Source organism: Desulfonatronum lacustre DSM 10312 (assembly GCF_000519265.1).
In the GTDB taxonomy this organism is placed as follows: domain Bacteria; phylum Desulfobacterota; class Desulfovibrionia; order Desulfovibrionales; family Desulfonatronaceae; genus Desulfonatronum; species Desulfonatronum lacustre.
Genome location: NZ_KI912608.1, coordinates 944,055 through 959,537 on the forward strand (window position 1 = coordinate 944,055; position 15,483 = coordinate 959,537).

Here is a 15,483-nt window from a genome sequence, read left to right on the forward strand (position 1 = left end):
TCGCCTATCCTTCCTCACGTTCCTGGAGCACGGCGATGGCGTCCTCCACTGCGTTGATCAATTCCGAGTCGTCGCTGTCGAGCATGCTGAGCAGAACCTGGAAGGCGGCCTGGTTGCCGATCATCCCCAACGCTTCGATCACCTTGATGGAAATAAGTGGATTGTTTTCTTGCAAAAGAGGAGCCAAGTCCTTAACCGCGTCGGCGACCTGCAATCGTCCCAAGGCCTCGACGGCTCGGATCCGGATCCAATCGTCGGCGTCGCCCAGCGCGGATTTCAGAATCGGCGCCACATTGACCAGGCTGCACGCGCAGTCTCCGAGCAGGGCGACCAGGGTCAGCCGAACGTCCCGGTCTTCATCCTGCAAGCGCTGGGAAATCATTTCAAAGACTTCCCCGGTCAGGCCGCAGAGTTTGATGCTGGCTTCCAGGGCTGCCTTGCGCACGGCGGTGGACTCATCCTCCAGGGCTGAACGAATCACGTTCAGATGCGTGTCGCACCCCAGATTGCCCAGGCCGAGGATGGCCATGGCCCGTTTGTCCGCGGCCGGAGACGCGTACATCTGGTGAAATTTGTCCACCAGGGATTTTCCACCCAGGCTGATGCAGGCTTCCAGGGCAACACCGCGGACATCGGGGTAGGGGTGATCCAGAAATGTGAACAGTTTATCGGCCAGTTCCGGTTTTTTCTCCTGGGCGGCCTCACGGCTGAGAAAACGCATCGCCTGTTTGAGTACATGCCCGTCGTTGTGCCGATCGAGCAAATCGACGAAAAACGCCTCGGCCTCATCCCCGGCCACGTCGCACAGGGCATCCACCAATTCTCGCTGCACGTCTCGGTCGTGCTTCCAAAACGCATCCATCAGCAAACGGCTGGACTCCGCCCCCGGCAAGCGCCGCAAGGTCTTCACCGTCAAGGCCATGGCCGCTGGGTCGGATTCCTGGAGGATTTGGCGCAAGGGTTCGGTGAAACTGATTTGGGCCAAAGCGTCGGCGATGGTTTCCAGACGGTCCTGATGCACCTCAAAGTTCGGATCCAGCTTGGCGGCCATCTTGATAATCGGGACGGCGGCTTCGGATACCTTTAGGGAAGCCAAACCGGATATGGCCATATCCTGAATTTCTTCATCTTCATCTTCCAGCGCGGAGAGCAGGTAGTCCTTGAAATTGGCTTGTTCCAGGGCCGACAACAGGTTCAGGGTTCGTCCGCCCATGATTTGGACCACGGCCTTGACAATTTTGTTGCGTAACGCCCGTGGTGATTCGTCAAGTCGCTTGAGCAGCAAGGGAATGGACTTCAGGTTGCCCATTTCGCCCAAGGCGTCCACGATCATCGAGGCCACCAAGTCCGAGGACTGAGGCATGGCCCGGATCAAAGCATTGATGGAGGATTCATCCCGGATTTTCAACAGGGCTTCGATGACGGAAAACTGGACCCATTCTTCGTCGGAAAGGGCTTGGTTCAGACATTGAACGGCTTCGGCAAACCCCAGGCTGCCCAGGCTGACGGCGGCCTGGTATCGAACGTTGACTTCCGGATCATGGAGTAGGGCTTGGCACAAATGCGGCACGCCAAGGATGTTCCGGGTGGAACCGAGAATGTCCGAGGCGAAAATGCGGATGTCCACGTCGTCGTCGCTGAGTAGGGCGACGATCGTATTGATGTCCAGGTTGCCTACTTCCCGAAGGATGTCCATGGCCAGATTTCGCACTTGGGCGTCCTCGGCTCGAAGCAAGGGACAAAGCCCCCGCACCGCCTCGCCGCCGCCCAGTTGCCGCAACGCCAAATCAGCGGCCTCCTGGACCCCTAAATTTGGGTTTTGCAACAACGTGATCAGTCCGGGGATTGCCTCCTCACAGCCGTAATCTCCGGCATCCTGCGCCGCTTCACGCAAGGCTTCCGGATCCTTGACCTGGAATCGTTCAATGATTTCTGGACAATCTGTCATGTTAAACCCGAGTTGTCGTTCCCGACGGATATATTGTTTTGATAAACTGCTTGGGAAAATGGTCCAAATAGCTTCGAATGAGCTGAACAGTTACGTTTACCCCTCAGAAGGTCTTAAAGCATCATGCACGCTTTCTCGTCAAGGTTTGGAAAAGTTTTCAAACTGTCCATAGGTTCGACATCTGGAAAATTTTAAAAACCTGGCTTCGAGCACTTGACAAAATCCTTGAGCTTTGAGTAGAGATTATCGCTTTGCGCGCCCGTAGCTCAGCTGGATAGAGTACCGGACTACGAATCCGTTGGTCGCACGTTCGAATCGTGCCGGGCGCACCAAATATGGATGTAAGGGTTCACGGCTTAAGCCGTGAACCCTTTTTTTGTGCGATAACCGGTTGAGGCAGGTTTCGGAGCATTAGGATGTTTGATTTCAGGTGGGTATATATTTGTCTCATAATGTAAATTATGTAAACTTTATCCTATGAATGTGTTTTGCCGGGACTCGTCACGCCATCACGAATAAATATGCTGATTACCCCCTCTCGCGAGACTCCCCTTCGGGGCGGGTTTTCCAGCGGCGGTGCATCCAGAACCATTGTTCCGGGTAACGACGCACCATCCGCTCCACGGCCTGGGTGTAGAATCGGGCGATGACTTCGACTTTCTGATGGCGATCTCCGGATATATCCTGGGTATCCAACGGTGCTTCAGAAACGAGTCGGAATTTATCCGGGGACTCGCGAACGACAAAAGCCGGCCAGACCAAAGCCTTGGCCCGCAAGGCCAGCAAGGCCGGGCCGATGTTGACCGCGGCCTCTCGCCCCAGGAACGGCAAAAAGACCGCTTCTTCCCTCCGGCAATTGTGATCCACGAGAAAGCCGCTCAAGCCTTTTTGCTTTAAGTTGCGCAACACCTTGGGCACGGCCTGTTCGTGCTCGACGACGCGCACCGTCGGTTGGCTGCGCATTCGCCGAATGACGGAATACAAATATTGATCGTGGGTAGCTTTGACGATCACTTGTTTGTGTTCCTGAGGGGTTATCAGGTGCAGCAGTCCACTTATAAGTTCCCAGGCGCCGAGGTGCGCCGTGGCCGCCACGCACGGCCTCCCCCGCAGTTCATGAAGGGTTTCGTGGAAGAGTTCCGGATTATCGATAATCAATCTATCCCGGACAAACCGCCAATCTATCCTGCGACACAGCAGGATTTCCAGAAAAGATCGACCGTTGTGAACAAAGCTGTTTCGAGCCACGGCTTTCGCCTTGGCCGGGCCCAGCCCCAGGCGTTCCATGATGGCGGTCGTGGCCAGCCTGCGTCGTGACGGTACGACGGCCCAGATGAGTCGGCCAAGACCTGCCCCCATGGTCTGAACATGCCGAAAGTCCGCGTGCTGCCCGAGGGCGGCCAGTGCTTCATAAAGGATTGTGCGCATGGAATTGTTTAAGTAATACTTTGGCTTTGGTGTTCAATATTTTGAAAAATATGACTTAAAATCGCTTTCCTTGGCTTTCCCGTTTTGGTTCTCGATAATCGCTATCACTACAATGAAACTTCATATTTCATCAGCAAGACGCCCTGTGCGTGGCCCACGGAACACACGGAAAAACACGGAATATCCTGAGATCGTTCGTCGCCCATATGCGTGAAGATGTTCGGGGATGATCGCACTTCAGTCAGTCTTATCCAAAGGCCCTGAATATTGAGAGTCGGTACGGCTACATGTTGTTTTTTTACGAAAAAACAGATAATCTTTTAAAAAGTATCCGAATTGCATTGAAGGCACATGGGAATGAAGCAGTTGAATCGCCTCTTTTTTCTTCTCCACGATCAAACGCCCGTCTCGCTATGAGCATTATCTGGGAGCAGGCGTTTTCTCAAGCCCAGGATATTGCCTGGGCCGATCATTGGACGTTCAAAAACATCCCGGAGTTCGGCACCCTTCCTGAATTGCGCCGTTTTCTGGACATGGTGCATATCAAGTACTGCTTGATCAAACCCTATTTTGAAACGGCCAACTACCCTCTTGTCGAAGCCCGGGAGCTCCTTCCTTCCTTTGACGTAGATATTTTCGAATACAAGCATCTGCCGGGGTTCAGCCTGGTGGCCTTGGCCAGACCCCTTTCCTATTTCCAGGAAATCTTTCAATTCGACATCCTGCATTCCCCTTTCGAGCTCCTGGACCAGGGCGACCAAACCGTCTGCCCCCTGGAAATCCAGATCTCCCGCCAAAACCAGTTGGCCTTTCAAAGTCGCCTTCCCAGACAGATGCACGACGAGTTTCAGTATTACTTTTCCGAGCGGGACCTGACCGCTTTGGAGAATTATCCACGGGTTCTCTCCTTTCTTTTGCGCATGGAGCGCGGGCATGTTTTCTCCCAACTTTCCCAGGGGCCGTTTATTTTTTCCGGCATCAACGCGTCCTTCCCCTCGGATTTGGACAGCGAACTGAAACGCTTCGGCTTGCGTATCGGCAAGTTCAAGGTTGGCGACAATCGTTGTTACGAACATCACCGCAATTTCGTCTATCAGTTTCTCATGGAATTGTACGGCTTTCCCATTGTTTCGGAGCGCAGGACCTCCTCCGCGCTGTTCGCGCGACGGCTGTTCAAGTTGAGCGAGGATTTTTTGGTTCGGGTTTTGGGGCAATCGGATCGGACCATCACCACCCTGCACACCAACGCGCAATCCAAGTCCTATCCGCAAGTGGACAAAATCGCCCTGGTCCGAGTCGATCCCGACCAGGTGGAGCTGATCAATCACCTTGGAGACCGGGGAGCCTTTGTCGACGCCCAAAAACACGTCGTCATCCTGAGGGTGACTTACCGCCAGCATCGCTACGACCGGAACAACGTCCGTCAGGACCGGGCGCTTTCCGTTCTGCGCCAGGAGATCATCCATCCCCTGTCCGGAGAAGTCTGCTGCGAGGCCAACGTGATCAAGGACATTTCCAATATGCTTCTGAAGCTGAACGACATCGTCAAGGGCGAGTACGCCGGCTCGATTCGCTTCAAGAAGCTGGAAGTCGTGGAAAACACGGATACCCACGAAAAGCGGCTGAAATTTCTGTTTGCCTGGCTATCCAAGCACCAGCGCAGGATCATCGGATACAGCGACGAGTTCTACTCCGGAGTGGTCAAGGTTTTGGACGGCTATCTCTTTGAGCAGAGTAATTTGGACGTCTTCAAGCAACACCAGAGACTGTACACCGACGTCTGGTCGCAGTATTCCTACATCCGGCAGGCCCGCAAGGTCCGTATTTTGGAGGATTTGACCCAGCGCTCCCGCAAAGGTCAGCCTCTCTCCTGGCTGGACATGCTCCAACAGATGAACGACATTCTCCAGGACTTCAAATTTGAGATCCATCCCTATTTCGACGGGCTGATGGACCGGGTCGTCAACTTGTGCGAACGGGTTCTGGGCAATGCCTATCTGAATAAACGCTATGTCCAACTTAAGGAAGACGAAGCCAGTGTCTACGGTCTGCGCGTCAAGGCCCAATTTCGTCGGCTGGTGGGATTGGTGGATGAACTACGCGGCATTCGCAAACAACGACCGGAGTCACGCGACCCCGTACCGGAAAAAGAGAAAAAGGTTCGTGATGCATAAGACACCGTTGCATGCATGGCACTCGGCCCATCAGGGCCGGATGGTTCCATTCGCCGGATGGGAAATGCCGGTGCAGTACGCCGCCGGGATTTTGGCCGAACACGAACAGACTCGGAAACGGGCTTCCGTGTTCGACATCTGCCACATGGGCGAATTCCTCGTCTCCGGAGAGGACGCGGAAGAAGCGCTGGGGCGCATCGTGACCCATAACCTTCAAAAATTGCGTTCTGGCCGGGCTGGATATGGATTTCTTCTGAGTCAAGACGGAGGAATTCTCGACGACCTGATCATCTACCGGCTGGAGCAAGCCCGGTTCCTGCTCGTGGTCAACGCCGCCCGGATCGACCATGACCGGGAATGGATCCGGGGCCTCTTGCCGTCCGCGGTGATACTGGAGGACGTTTCCGAACAGACTGCGAAGATCGACTTGCAAGGCCCCCTTTCCCTGGAGGTGTTGCAAGGCGTCGTGCCCGCTGACTGGCGGAACTTGGGGTATTTTTCTTTTTGCAAGCAGCTTTTTCAGGGAGAGGAAGTTCTGATCAGCCGCACCGGGTACACCGGGGAGCTGGGCTATGAAATCTATCTGCCGGCATCGTCGGCGCTTGCGTTCTGGGAAGCCTGCCTGCGAGACGACCGGGTGCTTCCGGCCGGACTCGGCGCCCGGGACACCCTGCGCCTGGAAATGGGGCTGCCGCTGTACGGCCAGGACCTGGACGAGCACCACACCCCGGCCGAGGCCGAGTACGCCGCCCTGCTCACCTCCCCTGCCCCTTATGTGGGAAAGGAGCACCAGATGGACGTCCGGGAACACCTGACCCCGCTGCTCATTTCCGGCCGACGCAGCGCCCGTCACGGAGACGTGGTGTACAGTCCATCCGGGGACGCGCGCGGCCGAGTCACCAGCGGTAGTTTCGCCCCATCCTTGGGCCAGGCCGTTGCCCTGGCGTATGTGGACACGCAGTTCGCCGATGAGTCGGAATTCGTGGTCCGAACAGGGAAGGCCGAGTTGCCCGCGCGACGCACTACCCTACCCTTTTACACTCAAGGGACCGCCCGAATAAAGCTTTAGGCGGTTTTCCGCGCCGAACCGTGAAATCCCTCTACCTCCCCCCGGATCAATGGCAGGAGCCGTTCCGCTTGGAAGGACCGGAAGCCCATCACCTGCTCACTGTCTTGCGCGCTCGTCCGGGAACCACCGTACGCCTTTTCGATGGCCATGGGCGGGTCGGTGATTTCATTGTGCGGGCCGCAGCCCGCAAAACAGCCCACCTTGAACTTCTGACTCAGCAACGCCCTCCGCGTCCGCGACGGGAAATCCACTTGGCCATTGGCTGGAACAAGGCCTCGCGTCGCGGTTGGATCCTGGAAAAAGCCGTGGAACTGGGAGCCGCGGGGTTGATTTTTTGGCAAGCTTCACGCAGTCAAGGAAGGGTCCCGGATCAGCCCAAGGAGGGCTGGACCGATCACTTGGTCAACGCGGCCAAGCAATGCGGCAATCCCTGGCTGCCCACGATCACCACGGTTCCCGAAGGGCCCGACGAGGTGATCCGCTTGTGCTCCAACTTGTCCAATCAAGCTTCTCTGCAAGCCTCCTCTCAAGCAACTCCGGAGTCCGGAAACTTTTTGATTTGGGAAAGTGCTTCGCCGAGCGATCTGTTTGATCCGGGACAGCTTCCGTCTTCCGGCCCCGCGGTCCTGGTCCTTGGCCCGGAAGGCGGATTGGCCGAGAACGAAGCGCAATCCTTTATAGGCAACGGCTACCTGCCCCGCTCCCTGGGGCGGTCCACCCTGCGCTGGGAAACCGCCGCCCTGCTCTGCCTCGGGCTTTGTTATTGGAGTATCCAGGGCGGTGCTTCAGAAGCCTGACCTCCCACGTCAACCACACATCGTCACGAGCCCGCACCATGTATTGTCCCAAATGCAAGCACACCAGTTTCGACCACCTGGCGACCTGTTCCAAATGCGGCTACGACTGGCAGTCGATTCGCACGGCCTTGAACCTGAACTGGCTCCAATCAGCCGGGCATGAGTGGCTTCCCGAGTCCGCCCCCGAACCGCCGGAGGCAGAGGCGGAACCAGGTCCTTCAACCGCCCCGGAGCCGATGGATTTCGAACCGGATGTCGAGGCCGCCGAACGCTTCGCTTTCGACGAACAAACGTTGGATTTTGATTTGTCGCCGCCTGAAGAATCCTTGCAAAATGAAGAAACAGCTCATTCCATCTCAAATCGGGAAACGCTGCTCGCCAAATACCCCTCTGCCGTTTCGGAAGACATCCCCACCGTTTCCGTTGCCGCGCCGGCCCAGGATAATTTCGAGGTCGCACAGCCAGACGACCTCTCCCTGGTTGAGGTCATGTCCGAGGATGACGCCGATACGGCAATAATCTACCAAGTCGACGACCCAAAGCCCGATTTTTCCGAAGGAGCAGAATCCACCGAAGAGGAATTGCCGGTCTGGGAGATTGAGCTGCCCCAGGACCTGCTTCCCCACGAGTATTTTCCCGAGCCGGTCGGTGAAACGAGCGACAAGGGCGAACAGGATGGCGTCGAGGTGGTCGGGGATATTTCCTACGATTTTTCCGAAGTGGAGGTGGTCCCTTCGGAACTGGATGCAGAGGCCCAACCTCCTGCTTCCCGCGACGTCGCGTCCCCGTCGCCGAGCGCGGCTGATGGCGACGATGCCGAACGATCTTCCGCCCCACTCTCCTCCAGCGACCATAAGGAGGGGCAATGAGCTTTCAGCAGCCTCTGGCCGCGGCCATTCGCCCGACCAAGCTGGAGGATTTTGTCGGCCAGGATCATTTACGGATCAGGCTGCACGCCCTGTTTCAGGCCAAGCGCATGCCCAGCATGTTGCTTTTCGGCCCTCCGGGCTGTGGAAAATCTACCCTGGCCCTGCTTTTAGCCACTTCCCGCAATCAGCCCTATCTGCGTCTGAGCGCGCCGGAAGTGGGACTGGCCAACCTGCGCAAGAAGCTGGAGAACATGGAAATTCTGGTGCTGGACGAACTGCACCGCTTTTCCAAGGCCCAGCAGGATTTCTTTCTGCCTATCCTGGAAAGCGGGGAAGTCACCCTGCTGGCCACCACCACGGAAAACCCGTCCTTCAGCGTAACCAAACAACTGCTTTCGCGAATGCACGTTCTGCGTCTGCGCCCGCTGAACCGCCAGGAACTGACCATCCTGGCCAAGCGCGGGGCCCAAAGCCTCGGGGCCGCCATACCCGAAACCAGCCTGGAAATTCTTGCCGGTTTGTCCAACGGCGACGCCCGGACCCTGTTCAACCTCCTGGAACTCACCGCGGAACTGTCGCCGGAAAAATGGGCCGAGGACAAGCTGCGCCAGGCATTGCCCGAAGTGGTCCTGCGCGGGGACCGCGAGGGCGACTCCCACTACGAGCTGGCCTCCGCGCTGATCAAATCCATCCGTGGCAGCGACCCGGACGCGGCCCTCTACTACCTGGCCTGCCTCCTGGAGAGCGGCGAGGACCCCCGCTTCATCTGCCGTCGCCTGATTCTCTCGGCCTCCGAAGACGTCGGCCTGGCCGACCCTCACGCCTTGAGCATGGCCGTGGCCTGCCAGCAAGCCGTGGAATTCGTGGGCATGCCCGAAGGCTTCATTCCCCTGGCCGAAACCACGGTCTATCTGTCCCTGGCCCCCAAAAGCAACGCCACCTACGCCGCTTACCTGGCCGCCCAAAAAGAAATCCGCGCCCACGGCCCCCGCCCCGTCCCCTTGCACCTGCGCAACGCCTCCTCGGCCCTGCAAAAGGAATGGGGCTACGGCCGCGGCTACAGATACCCCCACGCCTACCCCGACGCCTGGGTGGAACAAGACTACCTCCCCACCGAAGTCAACCTCCGCTTCTACGAACCCAAACTCCAAGGCCAGGAGCCGCGGCTGAACGCCTGGCTGGCCAAGTATCGGAAGAAAAGGAAGGTTGGCTGACCGGATTGTGAATTTTCAAGGCCGTCTTTTCTAAATGGCTTCTTTTTTGCAAATCACTTCCTGCCTTGCCTTTCGTACAGCCAGATACGGAAAGCTTTTCTCCTGCCATCACGCCATCACTCCATGACGGGTGAGAGAAAACCAGCATTCCTTGTGAATTCTGATTTCGCTCTAAAGTTTTTTCTCCATCCGTCGATACAGTAGTCAAATGCTGGGCGGCCCCACCCGTGGCGGGTGCGGATCATGTCCATGAAGGACGGTTTGACGCCCAGGCAAGGAAGCCAACATATCCCAAGGAGGAAGTATCATGCTAAGTATTAACAACAACTTAATGGCCACGAACGCGGCCCGAAATCTTTCGGGCAACTATGGTGCACTGGGCACGTCGACCCAGCGCCTTTCGTCCGGTCTGCGCATCAACAGCGGTGCCGACGATGCCGCCGGCTTGGCCATTCGTGAGTTGATGCGGGCGGAAATCGCCTCGCTGAACCAGGGCGTCCGGAATGCCAACGACGCCATCTCCATGATTCAGACCGCTGACGGCGCTCTGGCCGTTATCGACGAAAAGCTGATCCGGATGAAGGAACTGGCCACCCAGGCGGCTACCGGCACCTACAATTCGGACCAGCGGTTGATCATCGACTCCGAGTATCAAGCCATGGCCTCGGAAATTACCCGAATTGCCAATGCCACGAAATTTAATGGTATCTACCTCTTGAATGGGAACTTGTCAGGAAGCGGCGACAACGTAGCTACAGCCAACCCCCATCTCTGGGGCCAAGGTCATACTGGCTCGGGCATGCAATCGACAGGTCCTTTGAAGGTTCACTTCGGACCATCGAACGACAGTTCAGAGGATTACTACTACATTGCTATTGGTATTGCCACGGCTTCCGCTCTCGGTGTTGGGAATAATTCGAATCAAACATCAAATTTTTATGCTGCCGGGATGTCAGATAAGGCTGGGGGAGATGGTGATGATGGTTTCTCAATTTCTACACAACAGGGTGCCCAGCGTGCCCTGAACGCCCTGGAAAACGCCATTCTTTCTAAGGATAACATCCGAGCCAGTCTCGGTGCCTTGCAGAACCGGCTGTCGAACACCATCACCAACCTCCAGATTCAGGCCGAAAACATTCAGGCCGCGGAATCGCGGATTTCGGACGCGGATATTGCCCAAGAAATGACGGCATTCGTACGTAGCCAGATTCTCACCCAGGCCGGCGTAGCCATGCTCGCCCAGGCCAACTCCCTGCCCAGGATGGCCATGCAGCTCATCGGCGGCTAACCATAAATCGGGGCTTGATCACTCAAGGCCGGGCCCTGTTCTAGGGTCCGGCCTTTTTTGCTGATGGCGGTTCAGTTGTACGATGGCATCGACTTTGCTTTAAAAAATATGAGGTAAATCGAACCAGCAACTTTTTCCCAGCAAGGTCACATCATGGATACGGAAGCCCTCATATCAGGATCGATCAACTTTACGGGTCTGGGGTCCGGAACGGACTTCAAGACCATGATCGAACAGTTGATCAACTTGGAGAAAAGGCAAACCGCCCGCCTGGAGCTCTGGAAAAAGGAGTGGGAGCAGAAGCAGGAGGGATTTCGGGAGCTGAATTCCAAGATGCTCACCCTGCGGACCAATTTGCAACGTATAAACACCATGGCCAAGTTTATGGTCAAGGATGCGGACAGCGTCAACGACAACGTGCTCACGGCCACGGCCACGGACAAGGCCCAGGTGGGCAGTCATGTGCTCGAAGTCCACCAACTGGCTCAGAACCATATCCTGACCAGCACGACGACGAAGGCCAGTACGACGGAGGACATCACCGATGGCTCGGCCAGGGTGTTCAGCTATTCCTACAACGGCAAAACACGGATGTTGAACCTGCCGTCCGGCGGCAGCCTTGAGGGCTTGCGAAACCTGATCAATACAGATCCTGAGAACCCTGGGGTCCGGGCCAGCATCATCAAAAGCGCGGACGGCGTACACCACTTGCAGCTTCGGGGCATGGACCTGGGAGCGAACAAGACGATCACCATAAACGACACGACCACTGTTCCTGGTTTTGAAAACGCGAGCTTCAGCGAAACCCAGGCAGCACAGAACTCCAAGCTGAAAATCGACGGTTTCCCTCCTGGTGAAGAGAACTGGATAGAACGCTCCACGAATACGATATCCGACTTGCTGGACGGCGTGACTCTTAACCTGCGTCAAGCCGGAACAACCACGCTGAATATTGCCGTGAACAATGAAAAGGTCCTGGAGAATGTCCGGGAGTTCGTCGATCAGGTAAATGAGGTTCGAGCACAGATTACCAAGCTGACCAAAGTGGATCAGAGCGGCAACGGGTCGATCCTTACCGGCAACTATGCCATCCAGATGATCGATTCACGGCTGAAGTCCATCACCTCCGTGAAAAGCATCGGCTTCGACGTGAACAACGACGTGTTCAGCTCCCTGGGCATGATCGGGATCACCACGGATGCCGATCAAGGCTCTCCCATGTTCGGCATGCTCAAGCTGGACGAGGAAGTGCTGGAACACTCGTTGCGCAACCGTCCGGATGCCTTTGCCAGGGTTTTTGCCGCCGACTATATCGGTTCCAGTGATTCTCAGGATTTCCGATATTATACCAGCATTGACGGCGTGACCAAAGGCGGCGAGTACAATGTAAAATACACGGTCAGCGGGGGTACGATCAGCAACGCGACCATCAACGGCAATCCGGCCAGCTACAGCGGGAACGGGGAAATCACCGGCATGAGCGGCAAGCCGGAGGCCGGTATGGTGATCAAGGTGGACGACCTGTCCATGGATGGAACGTATACCGGTAAAGTGTTTTTAAAATACGGAAAAATTCCTGAGCTGGCCGACGCGCTCAAGGACTTGACGGACATCAGCACCGGACCACTCAAAATACTTGAAGAGAACTACGACGATATTACCGACGGCATCGACCGTAAAATCGAATTCGAACAGCGTCGCATCACCCGCATGGAGCGGGACTTACGCGCGCGCTTCGCTCGCTTGGAAACCTTGCTCGGCTATTACGATCAGCTCGGTGTCTCCATAAGGTCGCAGCTCGGGCAGTTGAGTTCGGATACGAAGTAAGCCGGCGACACCGAGTGTCGCCTTGGTGTTCAGTCGCAAGTCCGACCTTCAAGATCGGGAGAAGAATATGTATAATGCCGCGAAAGCCTACCTCCAAACTCAAGTCACCACGACCAACCCCGGAGACGTCGTCGTGTTGCTTTATGGAGGGGCGATTAATTTCTTGAACCAGGCCAAGCAGAAAATGAAAGAACGGGATATGGAGCAAAAGGGGCTGCTGATTTCCAAAGCGTTGGACATCATCGGCGAACTCGAAGCCAGTTTGAACACCCAAAAAGGCGGCGAACTGGGAGAGAATCTGCACAAGCTCTATTTCTACTGCAACACGCGGTTGCTGATGGCCAATCTCAAACTGGATCCCAAGCTCATCGACGAGGTGATCACCATTCTTTCCGGTTTGAAATCCGCGTTCGAGGAGATCAAAAACCAGAATCCGACTACGTTTTCCTCGACCACCTCCACCATGACCGCTTCCCCTTCGGGGTTCGCCGCTCAGGAGATGAACACGCCGAGCACGACCATGCGGTACGCCAGGAACGCCTACAAGTAATCAACCGTGCGCGCCGCCGGGGGCGGCTTCAGGCTTGCTTGCTTCTCTCCTCGGGACGGGCTAGGAATGGACGAAGTTGTTGAACGTTTGTCCCCGAGGAAACACCATGGAAATCACCTGTCCCCAGTGCGGCTTCGCCAGGACCGTTCCGGACGAAAAAATCCCGGAACGGGCGGAGATCGCCACCTGCCCGAAGTGCAAACACAAATTTCAATTCCGTACAGCGGGTGATCCCTTCCCGCCTCCTCCCCTTCTTGCGGCCCCCCCGCTCGACAAGCCTGACTCCCACCAATCCCAAACAGAATCAGCCCGAACCGAGTCGGAAAGAGCTCCTGGAGGCGATTTTGCCCAGCGAGCGGCACGGACCGACCACACCGAAACAGCGCGGCCCGAAAAAGCACCATCCGAAAAGGCAGCCCCTTCCGACAACGGCGATTTCTGGGACAGTCTCGCTTCCATGGGCACGCCTCACCAGGAAGCCCAAGATACGGAGCAGCCCGAAGAGGTCACCAAGGGCGGCGAGATCGAGGTGCCTTGGGAGCGGCTGGACATTTACGGCTTTTTTCCCGGCATCTGGGAGACCATCAAGCGGGCTATGCTCCGGCCCGCGGCGTTTTTTCAGGCCATGCCCGTGGGCTCCGGCCAGATCAAGCCATTAATTTTTTACCTGCTGGTCGCCGAGTTTCAGATCGTTTTGCAGATGCTTTGGGATATGACCGGTATGACATCGAGCATGACCGGGGAAGGTGAGGCCATGGGGTTCAGCGCCGTGATGCTGCTGGTGGGCTACCCGATCATCCTGACCATGCTGCTGTACGTCATGGCCGTGCTGGTTCATGCCTGCCTCAATATGGTCGGGGGAGCAACGCGAGGGTTCGAGGGAACATTCCGCGCCCTGACCTACGGCAGCGCTCCAATGGTATTGACGCTGATTCCTTTCGTCGGCCCCTTGGTGGGAGCGATCTGGTCCCTGGTCGTCACCTTTTTGGGTTATAAATACATTCATCGGACGACAACGGCCAAGGTCCTCCTGGCCATGTTGCTCCCCTTGATTCCGTTCATTCTTCTGCTGGCCATCGTCATGAGCATGGCGCAACGCAGCGGGGCACCGGTTTTCTGACCACGTTGCAACCGAGACAACGGAGAAATTGTCGACATGCTCTCTTGGCTGAAACAAATCTGGACAAATTACCGGGATTCCCAAGAAGTCTCCAAGCAAACCAAACCAGAGGCGTTATTGGACCTTTCGCGGGAAGTCCGGGCCTTGGCCGCGGCGGTGAATCGGTTTTGCGTCAATGAGCCGCAACTTCGGACCCGCCTGATGAAAGTCGAACGGGAAATGCAAATGCTCGAGGAAATCATCGAGCGTCCGAATTTTCGGCTCGTTACTCCGGAGAAGCGACTCCAGTTGCGGGAGAATCTGATTGAATCCCGCGAACATTTGCTTGAAGCCGTCAAGGAAGCTCCCACGGCCTCTTCCTTGCCGCAATAGTCCCTTTTTACAAGGAGAGCCTCTATGACAAGAAGAGCCTCTATGACGCGGAAACGAAACAGACTTGGCGCGTGGATCATACTTTTGGCTTTGGCCCTCTCGGTACTCACCGGATGCGACCTGGCGAGACAGGCTGGGGAATATGTCGGAGTGGTCGGCAACTACTGGGAGCCCCGCATCGGCCCTCAGGAAGTGACCACCGACGCCCCGATCTTTCGCGGCCCTCCCATCATCTCGATTTATCCCAAGAACGTTCCGGCAGCCCCGCTTTCAGCCATTTTCTACCCCATGCAGGTCACCCAACCCACGGACAGCCCCATCGTCCTGGGTCGAGCCCTGGGGCGCATTTTCTGGCAAACCTGGAGTCAAGCCGCGGTCTTTCCTTCCTTCATCTACGAGGAAGAAACGACGTGGCCGGGGCTGACCAGAGCCTTGGCCAGGGCCAGGGCCCTGGACGTGGACCTGATTGTCCGGGGTGAAATCCCGTACTTTCTCAGCGGCGGCTCGCGGGGAACGACCAGCATCAGCCTGCGCCTGGAAATCTACGAGGTGGAAGGCGGCCAGCGCATCTGGATTATGGAACACGCCGGACGCATGGAACCGCAACCCCGCCGCGACTACATCATCGCCCACCACACCCGCCGCCTCCCGGAAGAGCCGGTCTTCTCCATCATGACCATCCTGGCCTGCGACTTGGCCATGAACGTCGGCCAGTGGAACAACAATTGGGAGGCCTATCCGGCTTGTCCGTGGTAGAACGAGTTTGCTCAGTTCACTGTTGAGTCGCTGAAACTTGCGACCATCCACAAATTCAGAAACGGGCTCGC

13 protein-coding genes, 1 tRNA gene and 1 pseudogene are annotated in these 15,483 nt (G+C 56.6%); 13 read left to right on the forward strand and 2 right to left on the reverse strand.

From position 1 onward, the window contains the following. Positions 1-4: 4 nt before the first annotated feature. Positions 5-1,948 (reverse strand): HEAT repeat domain-containing protein, encoded by a 1,944-nt coding sequence (locus DESLA_RS0104480; protein ID WP_028571539.1) that lies wholly within the window; start codon positions 1,946-1,948, stop codon positions 5-7. Between the two features lie 255 nt (positions 1,949-2,203). Between DESLA_RS0104480 and DESLA_RS0104485 the strand changes: the two genes are divergently transcribed. Then, positions 2,204-2,280, forward strand: a tRNA-Arg gene (locus tag DESLA_RS0104485). A 196-nt stretch (positions 2,281-2,476) separates the two neighbouring features. On the opposite strand, the gene DESLA_RS0104490 is transcribed toward DESLA_RS0104485, so the two are convergent. Continuing rightward, positions 2,477-3,376: a lysophospholipid acyltransferase family protein gene (locus DESLA_RS0104490; RefSeq protein ID WP_028571540.1), complete on the reverse strand. Its 900-nt coding sequence runs from the start codon at positions 3,374-3,376 to the stop codon at positions 2,477-2,479. Between the two features lie 413 nt (positions 3,377-3,789). On the opposite strand from DESLA_RS0104490, the gene DESLA_RS0104495 reads away from it, so the two are divergent. The 12 genes and pseudogenes from DESLA_RS0104495 to DESLA_RS0104545 all read left to right on the forward strand — a co-directional run bounded on the left by DESLA_RS0104495 (position 3,790) and on the right by DESLA_RS0104545 (position 15,412). Continuing rightward, a complete protein-coding gene (locus tag DESLA_RS0104495; protein WP_028571541.1) occupies positions 3,790-5,550 on the forward strand; it encodes a hypothetical protein in 1,761 nt (586 codons plus the stop codon). Continuing rightward, positions 5,543-6,619 (forward strand): glycine cleavage system aminomethyltransferase GcvT, encoded by a 1,077-nt coding sequence (gene gcvT / locus DESLA_RS0104500; RefSeq protein ID WP_028571542.1) that lies wholly within the window; start codon positions 5,543-5,545, stop codon positions 6,617-6,619. The genes DESLA_RS0104495 and gcvT overlap by 8 nt, the downstream gene beginning before the upstream one ends. A gap of 20 nt (positions 6,620-6,639) precedes the next feature. Beyond that, positions 6,640-7,416: a 16S rRNA (uracil(1498)-N(3))-methyltransferase gene (locus DESLA_RS0104505; RefSeq protein ID WP_028571543.1), complete on the forward strand. Its 777-nt coding sequence runs from the start codon at positions 6,640-6,642 to the stop codon at positions 7,414-7,416. Positions 7,417-7,454: 38 nt separating this feature from the next. Then, positions 7,455-8,285, forward strand: a complete 831-nt coding sequence (locus tag DESLA_RS0104510; protein ID WP_028571544.1) for a hypothetical protein — start codon at positions 7,455-7,457, stop codon at positions 8,283-8,285. Further along, positions 8,282-9,499, forward strand: coding sequence for a replication-associated recombination protein A (locus tag DESLA_RS0104515; protein WP_028571545.1), 1,218 nt, complete (start codon positions 8,282-8,284; stop codon positions 9,497-9,499). Before DESLA_RS0104510 ends, DESLA_RS0104515 begins: the two co-directional genes overlap by 4 nt. A gap of 304 nt (positions 9,500-9,803) precedes the next feature. Beyond that, complete coding sequence (locus DESLA_RS0104520; RefSeq protein ID WP_028571546.1) at positions 9,804-10,787, forward strand: flagellin N-terminal helical domain-containing protein; 984 nt, start codon at positions 9,804-9,806, stop codon at positions 10,785-10,787. A 153-nt stretch (positions 10,788-10,940) separates the two neighbouring features. Then, positions 10,941-12,614, forward strand: a complete 1,674-nt coding sequence (gene fliD / locus DESLA_RS0104525; protein ID WP_028571547.1) for a flagellar filament capping protein FliD — start codon at positions 10,941-10,943, stop codon at positions 12,612-12,614. Positions 12,615-12,681: 67 nt separating this feature from the next. Then, positions 12,682-13,164 carry a flagellar export chaperone FliS gene (gene fliS / locus DESLA_RS18720; protein ID WP_084032184.1) on the forward strand — a complete coding sequence of 161 codons (483 nt, stop codon included), beginning with the start codon at positions 12,682-12,684 and terminating at the stop codon, positions 13,162-13,164. Between the two features lie 106 nt (positions 13,165-13,270). Next, a pseudogene (locus DESLA_RS23650) lies at positions 13,271-13,363 on the forward strand (zinc-ribbon domain-containing protein); the annotation flags it as partial. A gap of 258 nt (positions 13,364-13,621) precedes the next feature. Then, positions 13,622-14,284: a YIP1 family protein gene (locus tag DESLA_RS0104535; protein ID WP_245589994.1), complete on the forward strand. Its 663-nt coding sequence runs from the start codon at positions 13,622-13,624 to the stop codon at positions 14,282-14,284. Between the two features lie 36 nt (positions 14,285-14,320). After that, complete coding sequence (locus DESLA_RS0104540; RefSeq protein WP_028571549.1) at positions 14,321-14,656, forward strand: hypothetical protein; 336 nt, start codon at positions 14,321-14,323, stop codon at positions 14,654-14,656. A gap of 42 nt (positions 14,657-14,698) precedes the next feature. After that, complete coding sequence (locus DESLA_RS0104545; RefSeq protein ID WP_028571550.1) at positions 14,699-15,412, forward strand: hypothetical protein; 714 nt, start codon at positions 14,699-14,701, stop codon at positions 15,410-15,412. Positions 15,413-15,483: the final 71 nt, after the last annotated feature.

Excerpts from the sequence above, each read along its gene's own strand:
- DESLA_RS0104480 (WP_028571539.1), bottom strand. The coding sequence starts at position 1,948 with ATGACAGATTGTCCAGAAATCATTGAACGATTCCAGGTCAAGGATCCG.
- DESLA_RS0104490 (WP_028571540.1), bottom strand. The coding sequence starts at position 3,376 with ATGCGCACAATCCTTTATGAAGCACTGGCCGCCCTCGGGCAGCACGCG.
- DESLA_RS0104495 (WP_028571541.1), top strand. The coding sequence starts at position 3,790 with ATGAGCATTATCTGGGAGCAGGCGTTTTCTCAAGCCCAGGATATTGCC.
- gcvT (WP_028571542.1), top strand. The coding sequence starts at position 5,543 with ATGCATAAGACACCGTTGCATGCATGGCACTCGGCCCATCAGGGCCGG.
- DESLA_RS0104510 (WP_028571544.1), top strand. The coding sequence starts at position 7,455 with ATGTATTGTCCCAAATGCAAGCACACCAGTTTCGACCACCTGGCGACC.
- DESLA_RS0104515 (WP_028571545.1), top strand. The coding sequence starts at position 8,282 with ATGAGCTTTCAGCAGCCTCTGGCCGCGGCCATTCGCCCGACCAAGCTG.
- fliD (WP_028571547.1), top strand. The coding sequence starts at position 10,941 with ATGGATACGGAAGCCCTCATATCAGGATCGATCAACTTTACGGGTCTG.
- fliS (WP_084032184.1), top strand. The coding sequence starts at position 12,682 with ATGTATAATGCCGCGAAAGCCTACCTCCAAACTCAAGTCACCACGACC.
- DESLA_RS0104535 (WP_245589994.1), top strand. The coding sequence starts at position 13,622 with ATGGGCACGCCTCACCAGGAAGCCCAAGATACGGAGCAGCCCGAAGAG.
- DESLA_RS0104540 (WP_028571549.1), top strand. The coding sequence starts at position 14,321 with ATGCTCTCTTGGCTGAAACAAATCTGGACAAATTACCGGGATTCCCAA.
- DESLA_RS0104545 (WP_028571550.1), top strand. The coding sequence starts at position 14,699 with ATGACGCGGAAACGAAACAGACTTGGCGCGTGGATCATACTTTTGGCT.